Annotated in this window: 16 protein-coding genes and 1 other annotated feature; of the genes, 5 read left to right on the top strand and 11 right to left on the bottom strand. The window is 39.8% G+C overall.

The annotated features are described in order from the left end of the window. Positions 1-54 precede the first annotated feature (54 nt). The 5 genes from AACV33_RS06360 to gspS2 all read left to right on the top strand — a co-directional run bounded on the left by AACV33_RS06360 (position 55) and on the right by gspS2 (position 3422). The gene (locus tag AACV33_RS06360) at positions 55-1311 is read left to right on the top strand and encodes a dicarboxylate/amino acid:cation symporter (RefSeq protein ID WP_339379718.1); all 1257 of its coding nucleotides are present in this window, start codon (positions 55-57) and stop codon (positions 1309-1311) included. Between the two features lie 201 nt (positions 1312-1512). Further along, positions 1513-2058, top strand: coding sequence for a septation protein A (locus AACV33_RS06355; protein WP_182699967.1), 546 nt, complete (start codon positions 1513-1515; stop codon positions 2056-2058). Between the two features lie 99 nt (positions 2059-2157). Continuing rightward, positions 2158-2580, top strand: coding sequence for an acyl-CoA thioester hydrolase YciA (yciA, locus tag AACV33_RS06350; protein ID WP_083198930.1), 423 nt, complete (start codon positions 2158-2160; stop codon positions 2578-2580). A gap of 122 nt (positions 2581-2702) precedes the next feature. After that, positions 2703-3005: a YciI family protein gene (locus tag AACV33_RS06345; protein WP_065610720.1), complete on the top strand. Its 303-nt coding sequence runs from the start codon at positions 2703-2705 to the stop codon at positions 3003-3005. Positions 3006-3023: 18 nt separating this feature from the next. Then, a complete protein-coding gene (gspS2, locus tag AACV33_RS06340) occupies positions 3024-3422 on the top strand; it encodes a type II secretion system pilot lipoprotein GspS-beta (RefSeq protein WP_065610722.1) in 399 nt (132 codons plus the stop codon). A 76-nt stretch (positions 3423-3498) separates the two neighbouring features. Here the strand turns inward: gspS2 and AACV33_RS06335 are convergent, their stop codons facing one another. The 11 genes from AACV33_RS06335 to AACV33_RS06285 all read right to left on the bottom strand — a co-directional run bounded on the left by AACV33_RS06335 (position 3499) and on the right by AACV33_RS06285 (position 14119). Next, positions 3499-4464 (bottom strand): class I SAM-dependent methyltransferase, encoded by a 966-nt coding sequence (locus tag AACV33_RS06335; RefSeq protein ID WP_017020626.1) that lies wholly within the window; start codon positions 4462-4464, stop codon positions 3499-3501. Further along, the gene (locus AACV33_RS06330) at positions 4464-5147 is read right to left on the bottom strand and encodes a TIGR01621 family pseudouridine synthase (protein WP_017020627.1); all 684 of its coding nucleotides are present in this window, start codon (positions 5145-5147) and stop codon (positions 4464-4466) included. Before AACV33_RS06330 ends, AACV33_RS06335 begins: the two co-directional genes overlap by 1 nt. Positions 5148-5262: 115 nt before the next feature. After that, positions 5263-5883 carry a bifunctional phosphoribosyl-AMP cyclohydrolase/phosphoribosyl-ATP diphosphatase HisIE gene (hisIE, locus tag AACV33_RS06325; protein ID WP_182699966.1) on the bottom strand — a complete coding sequence of 207 codons (621 nt, stop codon included), beginning with the start codon at positions 5881-5883 and terminating at the stop codon, positions 5263-5265. Then, complete coding sequence (gene hisF, locus AACV33_RS06320) at positions 5880-6653, bottom strand: imidazole glycerol phosphate synthase subunit HisF (protein ID WP_012549884.1); 774 nt, start codon at positions 6651-6653, stop codon at positions 5880-5882. Before hisF ends, hisIE begins: the two co-directional genes overlap by 4 nt. Then, positions 6635-7372 (bottom strand): 1-(5-phosphoribosyl)-5-[(5-phosphoribosylamino)methylideneamino]imidazole-4-carboxamide isomerase, encoded by a 738-nt coding sequence (hisA, locus tag AACV33_RS06315; protein ID WP_065610725.1) that lies wholly within the window; start codon positions 7370-7372, stop codon positions 6635-6637. The genes hisF and hisA overlap by 19 nt, the downstream gene beginning before the upstream one ends. A 57-nt stretch (positions 7373-7429) precedes the next feature. Then, positions 7430-8044: an imidazole glycerol phosphate synthase subunit HisH gene (hisH, locus tag AACV33_RS06310; protein WP_182699965.1), complete on the bottom strand. Its 615-nt coding sequence runs from the start codon at positions 8042-8044 to the stop codon at positions 7430-7432. Positions 8045-8052: 8 nt separating this feature from the next. Beyond that, entirely contained in the window at positions 8053-9126 is a 1074-nt protein-coding gene (hisB, locus tag AACV33_RS06305; RefSeq protein ID WP_065610730.1) for a bifunctional histidinol-phosphatase/imidazoleglycerol-phosphate dehydratase HisB, read from the bottom strand. Between the two features lie 233 nt (positions 9127-9359). Further along, the gene (hisC, locus tag AACV33_RS06300) at positions 9360-10400 is read right to left on the bottom strand and encodes a histidinol-phosphate transaminase (RefSeq protein ID WP_017020632.1); all 1041 of its coding nucleotides are present in this window, start codon (positions 10398-10400) and stop codon (positions 9360-9362) included. 14 nt (positions 10401-10414) lie between these two features. Further along, positions 10415-11710 carry a histidinol dehydrogenase gene (hisD, locus tag AACV33_RS06295; RefSeq protein ID WP_017020633.1) on the bottom strand — a complete coding sequence of 432 codons (1296 nt, stop codon included), beginning with the start codon at positions 11708-11710 and terminating at the stop codon, positions 10415-10417. 5 nt (positions 11711-11715) lie between these two features. Beyond that, entirely contained in the window at positions 11716-12612 is an 897-nt protein-coding gene (gene hisG / locus AACV33_RS06290; RefSeq protein ID WP_017020634.1) for an ATP phosphoribosyltransferase, read from the bottom strand. Positions 12613-12684: 72 nt separating this feature from the next. After that, positions 12685-12811 (bottom strand) — a sequence feature (His leader region). Positions 12812-13120: 309 nt separating this feature from the next. Continuing rightward, positions 13121-14119, bottom strand: a complete 999-nt coding sequence (locus tag AACV33_RS06285) for a porin (RefSeq protein WP_182699964.1) — start codon at positions 14117-14119, stop codon at positions 13121-13123. Between the last annotated feature and the right edge of the window lie 211 nt (positions 14120-14330).

Below are 14330 nucleotides of genomic sequence, written 5' to 3'. Positions count from 1 at the left end.
TTTTAAGGGCTATTGATTAGCTTTTATAACAAACACAACACAGAGGTAAAGAAAGTGCTAAATAAGAAAGGACTTCTAAACAATATCGGTATTCAAGTCGTTATTGCTATGATCATTGGTACACTTGTCGGTGCAACCATGGGTCAATCTGCCGTAATGTTCGCTCCATTAGGGACTATTTTCATTAACCTAATTAAAATGCTCGTTATTCCACTGGTTGCTGTTGCGCTGATCTCTGGTGCGGCTGGCCTAGGAAACAGCAGCAACGCAGGCAAAGTAGGCTTAACGACATTAAGTTATTTCGGAATCACTTCTGCTCTGGCTGTTGCTCTGGCTTTATTCATGGGTGAAATATTTGAACCAGGTAAAGGCATTGATGTCTCTGGCGTTGAAGGCATGTTCTCTTCCGCTTATGCTGCCAAAGGTGAACTACCAACCTTCTGGGCAACCATTACTGGAATGATCCCAACGAACGTATTCCAATCGCTAAATGAAGCTAACATTTTACAAATTCTCGTTTTCTGCTTATTTTTTGGTATTGGTCTTTCTAAATTAGAAAAAAAACGTCGTGAACCAATGCTTAATGCCGTGAACTCAATTGTTGATGTTATGGTTTGGATGATCAACAAAGTCATGATAATTGCTCCTATCGGTGTATTTGGCTTAATGGCCGAAGCCGTAGGCACGTTTGGTTTTGGTGCATTGATGGTTGTGTTTAAACTATTCCTTGTTTATATCGCCGCTATTTTTATCTTTGGTTTTATTGCTTACCCACTAATGGTTGGTTTGTTAACCAAAACATCAGCGAAAAAATTCCTGATTGCGATGAAGAAACCACAAGCCGTTGCTCTATCAACTGCTTCTTCAATGGCAACACTACCCGTGACAATGGAAACGGTTGAGAAAGACTTAGGTGTGCGTAACTCTACCGCCTCATTTGTTCTACCATTAGGCGCAACAATCAACATGTCTGGTAACGCAATTTACTATGGCTTGGTTGCTATCTTCTTTGCACAGCTGTTCAATATTGATTTATCTATCGGTGCTTATGTCGCTATCATAATCACTTCAACGTTAGGTGCCGTTGGTCAAGCCGGTGTTCCTGGTCCATCATTTCTTGTTGTTGCCGTATTACTGGCGGCAGGTATTCCGATTGAAGGCTTACCACTGTTATTCGCATTAGATCGTATTTTCGATATGATCCGTACTGCACTGAACATTACAGGTGACGCAGCGTGTGCTGTAATTGTTGACGCTATGGTCGATGATTCTCCAGTAGAAAAGACGGCATCAGAGAAACAACAAGCGTAACGTTTTTTCACAAAAAGACTAAAAGCCTGCTTCTTGAACCAATTCAGAGCGGGCTCTTTATCTCAATTCAAATACTCCCTTCAATATCGCCTTTGTCATAAAATAATAAGTAAAATGTAACAAGCAATTTTTAGCGATTCCCTCTCCTCTCAATTTTAGATACACTCGCTGCATAATTTATTATTGGCTCAACATATAAACATGAAACAGATCTTAGATTTTATCCCACTGATTATCTTTTTTGCTTTATACAAAATGTACGATATCTACACAGCAACAGGTGCACTTATCGTAGCCACAGCCGTTCAATTAATACTGACTTACGTACTGTACAAAAAAGTAGAAAAAATGCAGTTAATCACCTTTATTATGGTGACAGTTTTTGGTGGCATGACCATATTTTTACACGATGATAATTTCATAAAATGGAAAGTAACCATCGTATACGCTGTTTTTGCTGCTGGTTTAATTATTGCTCAAATTTTAGGCAGACCTATTATTAAAGGTATGCTTGGTAAAGAAGTGACTTTACCTGATGATAAATGGAATAAAATTAACTACGCATGGATTTTATTCTTCACTGCATGTTCTATTGCTAACTTGTACGTTGCTTTTGAAATGCCATTAGATGTATGGGTAAACTTTAAAGTATTTGGTCTGTTAGGACTTACTTTCATATACACCCTACTTACCGGTATGTACGTTTATAAACACATGCCAAAAGAGAAAAAAGAAGAACAAGAGTAAGTTTTATTACTCCCTCTCTTTTAAACCGTGTTGTTTACAACACGGTTTTTTTATATTTACTATTTTGTGATAGACTTCTAACAATTTCATTTTTGTTGTATGGAAATCATGTTGAACACCTCAGTAAATACCGACCAAGTTCCTAAAGGCCAACTTCTTTTACGTACCCTTTCGATGCCTGCAGATACGAATGCCAATGGTGACATCTTTGGCGGTTGGATAATGTCACAGCTTGATTTAGCGGGTGGCATTTTAGCAAAAGAAATATCTGGTGGTCGTATTGTTACCGTTTCTGTCTCTAGCATCACATTCAAGAAACCAGTAAAAGTTGGCGATGTCGTTTGCTGTTATGGTGAATGCGTTAACATTGGTCGAACTTCAATGTCGATTAATTTGGAAGTATGGGTAAAACCAATCAAAGAAGATGGCATTGGTGATCGCTTTCAAGTTTGTGAGGCCACTTTTAATTATGTTGCTATCGATGCTAAAGGAAAACCTCGTCCTATCCTCAAAAATGCGTAAGAAATAGAGGAATATCACCTTTATTTGTAAAATGCTCTGGTTTAACACCAGAGCTTTTTTTATTATGGTGTAAGCTATCTCAAATCAAATACAAATTATCACCAAAATAAAAGGATTCTATAATGTGGTATGTCATATTCTCTCAAGATGTTGAAAACAGTTTAGAGCGTCGTTTAAGCGTTCGTGAACAACATTTAGCACGCTTAACAACATTACAGAACGAGGGTCGTTTACTTGTTGCAGGGCCAATGCCTGCTATCGATTCTGAAAACCCTGGTGAGGCTGGTTTTACAGGTTCTACTGTTATTGCCGATTTTGACTCTTTAGCGTCAGCACAAGAATGGGCAAATAATGATCCTTACATCGACGCTGGCGTTTACGCTAACGTAATTGTAAAACCATTTAAAAAAGTACTTCCTGCATAATTGATATTAAGAATTTAAATGAAAAAAATACTATTCACCGCATTCAGTCTTATTCTACTTTCTGGTTGTGCTTCTAATGAACAGCAAAAAGAAATTGATATGCTTGCTGATTATAGAGCCAGCGTTCTTAGCAGCGTATTACCTTTAGAGATAGGTCCACTGACTCTACTTCGTGCAAAAGCAAAGCATGGCGTTGTTGAAATGATGTTTTTAGACAGTGGAAATGGAAAAGTCAGTACAACAGAAGTCATAGAAAAAAGTATTACTACTTTCTGTAAAGACAATGAAGTTCGCCCCGTGATTGATAAGGGGGTAACCTATCAATACATTATCCGTAACTCACGAGGTCAGCAACAAAATAACATTATCGTGAATGAGCAGTCTTGTTTAGATCGAGAGCAAACAGAAAACAAATAATCTAAAACTAAAATGCCTTCTCAATAGAAATATGAAAAGGTATTTTTTAATTAAAACAACATCAGTTTCAGATGAATTAGCGAGTAAATCGCATCACTTTTAACCCACTTTCAGGATTGATATCAGCAAACTCAGGTGGATTATCTAAACGCTCAATATATTTCAACTCTGGTGCTTCTTCTGCCATACCATCAATTAAGAAATCCGTTGATACTGCTGGTGAATTCACACACGCCAATACCTCTCCATTTTCTGTTAACAAATCAGGTAGGCGACGTAAGATCTTCTGATAATCTTTAGTTAACGCAAAGCTGCCTTTTTGAAAACTTGGCGGATCAATAATGATCAAGTCATACAAACCCAATTTCTTAATCTTTCCCCATGACTTAAATATGTCATGACCTAAGAATTTTACTTTAGAAAGATCGTGTTCATTTAGCCGATGATTATCGCGGCCACGGCCTAATGACGCTTTTGCCATATCAAGATTAACCACTTGAGTGGCACCACCAGCAATCGCAGCCACAGAGAAACCACATGTGTATGCGAACAAGTTTAATACTGACTTGCCTTCGCTATGTGCTTGAACCCACTGACGACCATAACGCATATCTAAAAAGATACCCATATTCTGGTTCTTTTTTAGCTCTAGTTGGTACTTTAAACCGTTTTCTTCAACGACAGGAAACGTATTTTCGTCTCCCCATACCACTTGTGTTGGCGCTAGTTCTTGGTAACGATGTTGCAATAAGATAGAAGACCCTTTCGCATTCGTCCATAACTCTGAGTCTGCAAATGCTTTTAGTCTAGCTTCTAACTCTTCTACAAATTCAAGGTCTTGCTCTTTAAATAACGCCACCACTAGTTGACCTTGAGAGCCTTGCCCCTGAGAGTCTTTCGCTTGCAGCCAATCTACCGTGATTTGCTCTAATCCTTCAAAGCATTGGCCACGACCGTGAAATAAGCGGCGTAGTTCACCTAATGGCTGAGTCAGTTGCTGTTCAAGATGCGTAAATAACGTGTTTAATGCTTCTGCTTTCATTATTTCTTCTTAATCTCTGGCCAAGTTAATGTCCATGGCGCTTGCCATTGGGTTAATCCTGCTTGAATGGTTTCATTCTCCCATTCCGTACCTTGCTTTGGTAATTCAACAAACTCAAACGCTCGCCCTTGATAACTAAATCGTAAGGCATAAGCGTGTAAATAACCGCGGTCAGACGTTGATGAACTATAAATCGAGTCACCTAAAATACCAGAACCTACGCTTTTTAAAGCCACTCGAATTTGATGTGTTTTGCCAGTATGAGGTTTGCATAAAAACAAGCGGTTGCCATCATGCGCTGCTGTTGAAAAAAACTGAGTAATCGCAGGGTTTTCTTTGCTATTTATTAGCTTCCATGAAGAACGGCGTGAACGCTCCATATCACCAATAACTAAGCCTTGTTTTTTCTTTGGCTTTTTATCGCCAATCGCTAAATAGTATTTTTCAACTAAACGATTTGCAAACAATTGTGATAACTCACTGGCTGCTGATTGGTTTCGTCCAATAAGCAACAACCCTGACGTCATCTTGTCTAAACGATGAATAAGATAAAGCTGTTTATCACCAGTTACTTTAGCGAGTTCGATTAATAATGAAGTGTCGCCATCATCTTTATGAACGCTAACATTAGGGTGTTTATTGATGATAAGAAAATCTGAATTTTGATAAAGGATATCGAACATTGGCGCTCCTAAAAGTAAGCGCTGAGTATAACGAGGTTGGTTTCTCAATTCCAACAAAAACGCCGATCAGATGATCGGCGTTATCTTTGAATCTAAGTCATTCAGGGCGATAGACTTACTTATGACGTTCTTTCAACTTGTTGATCACATCATCAAACGACAAGCCTTGATCTTGAAGCAGAACAAACAAGTGATACATCAAATCTGCCGATTCACACACTAGCTCCGCCTTGTCACCCGACGTCGCTGCAAGCGCGACTTCAACGCCTTCTTCGCCAACTTTCTGCGAAATACGCTTGGTGCCACGGGCGTAGAGACTTGCTGTGTAAGATGAGTCAGGATCAGCATTCTTACGCTCGGCAAGTAGCTGTTCCAGCTGATGAAGCCAAACTAATTGGCTTTCTTCTGTTTTATCGCCATCCCAACAAGTGGTTGTTCCTGTGTGGCACGTTGGACCAACAGGTTTAACTTTGATAAGTAATGTGTCGTTATCGCAATCTAAAGAGATATTAACCAAATTTAAGCTATTGCCTGATTCTTCACCTTTAGTCCATAAACAGTTTTTAGTGCGAGAGAAAAACGTCACCTTCTCTGTTTCTAATGTTTTCGACAGTGCTTCTTGGTTCATGTAGCCCATCATCAATACTTGGCTTGAACTAAAGTCTTGAATAATTGCAGGTACTAAACCGTCCACTTTTTCCCAATCAATACGTGTTGCAAAATCTTGTTGGCTCATCGGCGTACCTCTATTTTTTGTTGTGCTAAATATTCTTTTAATTCACCAATATTGATGATTTGCTTATGGAATACCGATGCTGCTAAAGCACCGTCCACGTTTGTTTTCTTGTATACGTCGGCAAAGTGCACCATTTCACCCGCGCCGCCTGAAGCGATAAGCGGAACATGACACACTTCACGCACCATGTTTAATTGTTCGAGATCGTAACCGTTACGCACACCATCTTGATTCATCATATTAAGCACGATTTCACCCGCACCGCGTTTTTGTACTTCTTGCACCCAATCTTTGGTTTCCCATTTGGTTGCTTTGGTGCGTTCTTCATCACCCGTGAATTGGTAAACTTGGTACTTACCTGTTTCTTTATCAAAGTATGAATCAATACCAACAACGATACATTGAACACCAAATTTATCCGCAAGCTCAGTGATGAGTTCAGGATTAGCCAGTGCAGGGGAGTTAATCGATACTTTATCAGCACCAAACTCTAAAATCTTCGCGGCATCTTCTGCTGTTTTAATGCCACCCGCCACACAGAATGGAATATCAATCACTTCAGCTACACGTGCGACCCAGCTTTTATCTACGACGCGACCATCACTAGATGCGGTGATATCATAAAAGACCAATTCATCTGCGCCCTCTTCTGCATAACGCTGTGCTAGAGGAACAATATCACCAATGATCTCGTGATTACGAAATTGAACGCCTTTTACGACTTGTCCATCTTTAACATCTAAACAAGGGATTATTCGCTTTGCCAACATTGGAATGCCTCCTCTGCGGTGAACTTGCCATCAAGCAGTGCTCGTCCAACGATGACTCCAGCAACACCTGAGCCTTTAAGCGCAACGATATCATCAAGAGAGCCAATGCCACCTGAAGATTGGAATTGCACTTGTGGGTACTGCTTACATAAGTCTACGTACAGCTCTACATTTGAACCTTGCAGTGTGCCGTCACGAGAAATATCAGTACATAAGACGTGCTTAAGGCCAACGGTTAGATAATCTTTAAGCAGTGCTTCAATAGTCACGCCAGAGTCTTCTTGCCAACCTGAAATAGCTACATTACGTGTGCCGTTTTCATCAATGTTGATATCTAGCGCTAATACGATTTTTTCTGCACCGTATTTTTCCATCCAACCTTTAACAAGTTCTGGCTGTTTTACCGCAGTAGAACCAATAACTACACGTTGTGCGCCGGCGTTCAATAAATCTTGTACATCCGCTTCGTTACGTACACCACCACCGATTTGAATATTGGCAGGCGTGCTTGCTAGCAAACGAGCGATTAAATCTAGTTGACGTGCGGTAGTGTCTTTTGCGCCGGTTAAATCAACAAGGTGTAGCCAATTTGCCCCTGCTTGGTGATACAGATTAAACTGCTCTGCTGGTTCAACTTTGTACTCAGTTACTTGCCCATAGTCGCCTTGAAACAGACGAACCACTTGGCCTTCAATTAAATCTAATGCTGGAATGATCATAAATATCCTTATTAGTAGAATAGAGAAGCGAAGCAATCTTGCATCTCGTCCCTACTCTTATAACTCCAAAAAGTTCTGAATAAGTTTTGAGCCCACTTTACTTGAACGCTCTGGATGGAACTGAACACCGTAATAATTACCCACTTGTAATGCGGCAGTAAACGGTTGTCCATAGTCACAAGAAGCAATCGTATAATCACCCACTTGCATGCCAAAGCTGTGTACAAAGTAAAAATAGCTGTTCTCTGGAATATCTTTAAATAACGGATGACCATCGACAGGCTTAATCGTGTTCCACCCCATGTGAGGCAGCGGTAAATCACCTGTTTGAAGCTTACGAACTTCACCGTCACACAAGCCTAAGCAATCCACAATTTGATCTGCTTTTTGGCCTTTCTCTTCAGAGAGCTTACCTAATAATTGCATACCTAAACAGATACCCAACAGCGGCTTTTCAACTTGTTTTACCAATTCAATTAGATCGCGCTCAGCAAGGTTTTTCATTGCCTCGCTTGCTGTACCAACACCCGGTAAAAACAATTTATCTGCAGCTAAAACGACTTGTGGATCTTTACTGATTGCTACCGTATAACCCAAGCGTTCAATAGCAAACTTCACCGAAGACACATTCGAGCAACCCGTATCAATAATAACGACGCTTTGGTTTTTCATAGTCACTCCTACAATACGCCTTTTGAACTTGGTAGTTCATTACCTTCTACTTTAATTGCTTGACGTAAAGTACGGCCAAAGGCTTTAAATAAGCTTTCAATAATGTGGTGGTCATTATGACCGGCAGAAGAAAGGTGCAATGTACAAGCTAATGTATCAGTAAGTGAACGGAAGAAGTGAACCACCATTTCTGTTGATAAATCTCCCACTTGATCACGACTAAATTCAGCATCAAATTTTAGGTATGGGCGACCAGATAAATCCAACGCACATTGCGCTAAACACTCATCCATTGGTAAGCTGAAACCAAAGCGACCGATGCCACGTTTGTCACCTAACGCTTCTTTTAACGCTTCACCTAATGCAAGCGCTGTATCTTCAATGGTGTGGTGATCATCAATGTGTAAGTCACCGTCGACATTGATCTTCATTTGGAAACCGCCGTGTGTGGCAATTTGATCAAGCATGTGGTCAAAGAAGCCAAGACCCGTTGAGATTGTATTACCGCCTTGTTCATCAAGATTAACAAAGACTTTGATATCGGTTTCTTTGGTGGTGCGGATCACTTCAGCAGTACGAGCATTTACCGTAAGATCTTTTAAGATCGCAGGCCAGTTCATTGTCTCAGGGTGATATTGAATACCACGGATTGCCATGTTCTCAGCCAATTGAAGATCCGTTTGGCGATCACCAATCACAACCGAGTGTTGAAAATCAACTTTTCCACCTTGAAGGTACTCTTTTACCATTCCCAATTTTGGTTTACGGCATGAGCAGTTATCTTCTTCAAAATGAGGACAGATAAGAACGTCATCAAACTTCACACCTTGAGATTCAAAGAATTCCATCATCATATTGTGTGGCGCATCAAACTCATCTTGTGGATAGCTATCTGTACCCAAACCATCTTGGTTGGTTACCATGACTAAACGGTAACCCGCCTCTTGAAGAGACAACAGAGAAGAAATAACCAGAGGCTCGAATTTTAACTTATCTAAACGGTCTACTTGAAAATCGACAGGTGGCTCAACAATTAAGGTGCCGTCACGATCGATAAATAAAATCTTTTGTTGTTTGCTCACAGGAACTTCCTTTTAATTTTTCTAATTCTATTATTGATAGCCCAAGCCTCATTCCTAAGCTCGGGGATAAAATATACCAATCACAGTAAGTAAATGATCATCCTAGCGAAGGAAAAATGCTTGAGAACAAGGCAAAATTTTTCGATAAGTAGTTATTCTACAATCAAAAATTTTAACGCAGTTATCGAGTATTTTAACTAGCTAGGATGATCAGTTATTTACTACGATTGGTATTAAATTAATTGGTTACGAATAAAGCTTAATGTTTTTTCACATTCTTCACGATTACCAATGCTAATTCGCACACAATCTTTAATTGGTGAGTTACGCAAAACAATCCCATGATCCCACGCGGCTTTAAATACCACATCGCCATCAGGAAACTTTACTAGTAAGTAATTACCCCATCCTTCATAAACGGTAACCCCATTCAATACCATTAAACCTGCATGTAAATAAGCACGATTGGCACTTAAATCAAGGGTTTGATATTTCATTCGAGCTAAGCCAGCTTCTGATAATGCTTGAGTTGCAATGTCAGAAACAGGAACAGGAACAGGGTACGGAGCAATCACTTTAGATAACACATCAATCAACTCTTTATTTGCAAGAGTGAAACCACAGCGTAATCCCGCTAAGGCAAATGCTTTAGATAACGTTCGTAAAATGGCTAAATTGGGGTATGTCGCTAATAAATCAACGGTTGACACTTCCATACAAAAATCAATATAAGCTTCATCCATCACCACAATCGCACGATCTTTTGTCATCTCTAATAAAGACAAAATATCCTTACGGTTAATCACATTACCTGTTGGGTTATTTGGACTACATACAAAGACCAATTTTACATTATCTAAATTGCGTTCAATGCTTGGAAGATCAAGCTGCCATTCTGATGTTAAAGGGATTGTTTTAGTCTCAACCCCAATCGTCTCAGCACTGATGGAATACATACCATAGGTTGGTGGACAATATAAAATCGCGTCTTCATTTGGCTCACAAAAAGCACGAATTAATAACTCAATACCCTCGTCAGCACCGCGAGAAGTCAGCACCTGCTCTGGCGTTACTTTTGCATAAGCAGCATAAGCATTAATCAATTCTGGAGGCTGACACTCACTGTAACGATTTAGACGAGTAAAATTTACGTTATACTCATTATCAAATGGGGACTCATTAGCATTAAGCCAAACATCACCACTGCCACCAATACGACGAGCCGATAGATACGGCGTCAAGGCTTGAACTTGTTTACGAGCTAATTTTTCCATATCTATGGTCTCTATTAATTCAATTTAGCTAATTTTTCAATTCGAATAGTCACGGCACGTTTATGTGCATCTAGCCCTTCAGCATCAGCCATTGTGACAACCGTTGGCGCTAACCCTTTTAAACCATCAGCAGTTAACTCTTGTACCGTCATGCGTTTAGAAAAATCAGCTAAACCTAAGCTTGAGTGCGTTCTTGTATAACCATAAGTTGGTAAAACATGGTTTGTACCCGATGCATAATCCCCTGCTGATTCTGGAGAATACTCACCCAAGAAAATAGAACCTGCATTATCTAGCAATGGTAATAATTCACGTGGGTTTTTAGTTTGAACAATCAAGTGCTCAGGACCATAAAAGTTTGAGATTGAAACACATTGCGTCAATGATTCAGCAATAATCAACAAACTAGAACCTAGCGCTTGACGAGCGATATCCGCACGAGTCAGTTCTTTTAATTGTTTTTCGATTGCATCAGCAACTTGATCTGCAATTATTGGCGAAGGCGTGACTAAGATAACTTGTGAATCAGGACCATGCTCAGCTTGGCTAAGAAGATCTGCCGCAATAAAATCAGGATCAGCCGTTTCATCCGCAATAACCAAGACTTCAGAAGGTCCCGCAGGCATATCAATAGCAGCACCACGAAAGTCATTAGAAACTTGGCGTTTTGCTTCAGTGACGTATGCGTTACCTGGGCCAAAGATCTTATCTACTTTAGAAACAGATTCAGTACCATACGCCATAGCAGCAATCGCTTGTGCGCCACCAATGTTATACACCTCATCGACTTTACATAGTTTTGCAACGTATAAGATCTCATCAGCAATCGGCGGTGGCGAACAAAGTACCACTTTATGGCAGCCCGCAATCTGTGCAGGAATGCCTAACATTAATACTGTTGAAGGCAATGGCGCACTGCCACCCGGAATATACAAGCCGACTTTATTCACTGGCATCGTGATTTGTTCACATACGACACCAGGTTGAGTTTCAACTTTGATTGGCAGAGGCTTTTGTGCTTTATGAAACTTAGAAATATTACTATAAGCTTGTTGCAGTGCCGCTTTCATCTTTTCAGATAAACGTTCACTCGCCGCGTCAATTTCTGCAGCTGAAACACGAATTGAATCAGGCTTCACCTTATCAAACTTTTCAGTCAACGCTAACACACCAGCATCGCCGTCTTGTTTTACGGTATTTATCACACTGGTTACAGCCGCCGTTATATTTGCGCCTTCTGTAACTGCTGGACGTTGAAGCACCGTATCTTGTTGTGAGTCGCTTAATGATTGCCAAACTAAGGTTTTCATAATGGTTACTCCATCATCTTCTCAATTGGCAAGACAAGAATTGAACTTGCACCCAATGCTTTTAGTTGTTCCATCGTTTCCCAGAATAGATTTTCAGTACTCACTAGGTGAACTGCCACTTTCGCACCGTCACTTGATAGAGGAAGCACCGTTGGATCTTCCGCACCCGGTAGTAGTGATTTAATCGCTTCTAATTTATCGGTTGGCGCGTGTAGCATGATGTACTTAGATTCTTTCGCTTGGATACAGCCTTGCATACGAGTCAGTAATTTATCAATCAAGGCCGCTTTATCAGCATCGAATTCACCTTCACGTTGAATTAACGTCGCTTTAGAGCGGAAAATCACTTCAGCTTCTTTTAGGCCATTAGCCTCAAGAGTTGCGCCTGTTGAAACTAAATCAGCAATCGCATCAGACAGACCGGCACGCGGAGCAACTTCAACTGAACCATTTAAAATACAAGTTGAGAACGGGATATTTTTCTCATCCATAAAGCTTTTAAGCAATTGTGGGTAAGTCGTTGCAATGCGTTTACCAGCAAGGTCTTGTGGTCCGTTATAAACAGCATCTTTATCAATCGCGATAGACAGACGACAACCACCAAAATCTAAGCGACGTAATGTTGTAAATGCCGAAGGCTCGCCTAATGCTTTACGCTCTAAACGAACTTCTTCTAATTCGTTTTCGCCAATAACACCTAAGTCAACAACGCCATCCATGATAAGACTTGGAATATCATCATCACGAACCAACAATAAATCAATCGGCATATTTTCAGAATGAACCACTAAACGCTCACCTGATATATTAAATTTCATACCACAGCGCTTAAACAGCTCTTGGCACTCTTTAGACAAACGTCCTTTCTTTTGAATTGCGATGCGTAAACGTTGTGCTGACATAATCTCTTCCTTGTAAAAATGTAATTCTAAATTTGTTGTTAACTATCAATTGCTCAATTATTTAGTCATAAAACGAAAAAACCCTCAGAAGTTTTACCTTCCGAGGGTTTGAAATTTTATTCATCGGAAGGAAATTCTAATTGCCTTCCGGATATAACGTATCCTCCCGAAAGACTACTCAGGATGGTGATGGTGATGAATGTTCAGACCTTGAATACGCATAATAATAAACCTTTAAGTAACAAATTGATTTTGTTTTTAACCTTGTAAATACATTATCAAACTGTGGTTTTATTTCAACAAAAAAGATCTGTTTTTTTAAATAAAGTTTCAGGGAAGAGATAATAGATGGTGGGATATACAGATATTAAAGAAGAAAGAAGTCAGCAGATGTGGTTACAAAGTCAGGAAAATAAGTTGATTAACGTAATTATATTTTTATTTTACCAACAAAAAAAGCCAGTCATGATGACTGGCTTAATAATTCTATTTACTTTAAATCAAGAGATTAGAAGTAGTAGTAGCCCGCTGCGAATACGTAAGTTTCTTCGTCTTTAGTGCCAGCGTCAAGGTCTTGACGTACGTCGATACCCATATCCATGTTCTTAGCTAGTGTGTACATTGCTGCAACGTTCACGTAAGAGTAGTCAGTATCAACTTTCTTTTCTTCTTCTGTATTAGCAGCATAACCTGCAGCTAATGTTAGATCTTCAGATACTGCGTAACCAGCTGATACATAGTAACCAGTGTTAGTCATATCTTTAGCTGTTGTATCTGTTTCTTCGATCCAGAAGTTAGCACCAAGTTTAACTTCACCTAGTGTTACATTACCTGTCACAGTGTATACGTCGTAATCAGAATCACGAGTTTCGTAACCAGCATATACATTAAATGCTTCTTGTTCGATACCAACGTAACCATTCACGCCTTTCTCTGCGTCTACATGAACGTCATCAGTTTCAAAGTAAGATACGCCGTAAGCAAAACCGCTTGTTGAACCTTGGAATTTAACTACGTTGAATGCATCAGATGCATCACCAGCAGAAGCACCAAACTCGTATGTAAAGTCACCAGCGCCATCAACAGCATCTAGTGCAGTATCATTTTCCCAACCGTAAGATGCGATACCAAAACCAGTATCAAAACCTAACCAAGCTTTATCTACATCAGTCGCAGGGCTTGAATTCTTCTCAGTAGAAGAAGCATGCTTAGTTTCGCTGTCTGTTGTGTAGTTAAGCATGAAGTCAGTTTCAAAATAACCAACAATGCGGTTGTTACGGTAGTTAACAGCAAGAGTTAAACCAGTAGCCCAATCATCATAGAATGCTTTAGTACCAGTGTCGTAATAACCACCAACGCCCACAGAACCAGATACTGAGAATTGATCTTTATGCATTGCATCAAATGCAAACATTTCATCGTTTTTGCTGTTTTGGCTGCTTGTATCAACAGCAAAAGCTGAAGTTGAGATACTTGCGATTGCAAGCGCTAAAAGAGTCTTTTTCATAATATTCCACTGCCTTTTCTTATGAGATTGGAAATCCGATTTCCGGTTCCATTTTATATATCAACACAGAGCTCAACATCTAACGTGTTATAAATCTGTATCTCTTAAATCTGGCGATTACTTTGCTAAAAGTTCCTCAACATGTCAACGGCGAATGTCAAGGAAAGCAAAAAAAAATAAATACCACGAATACAAACAGTTAAAAAACCAT

This window comes from Aliivibrio sp. SR45-2 (assembly GCF_963890165.1).
Lineage (GTDB): Bacteria > Pseudomonadota > Gammaproteobacteria > Enterobacterales > Vibrionaceae > Aliivibrio > Aliivibrio salmonicida.
Note: the sequence above shows the minus strand (reverse complement) of the source record. Positions and strands in the feature narration are given on the sequence as shown.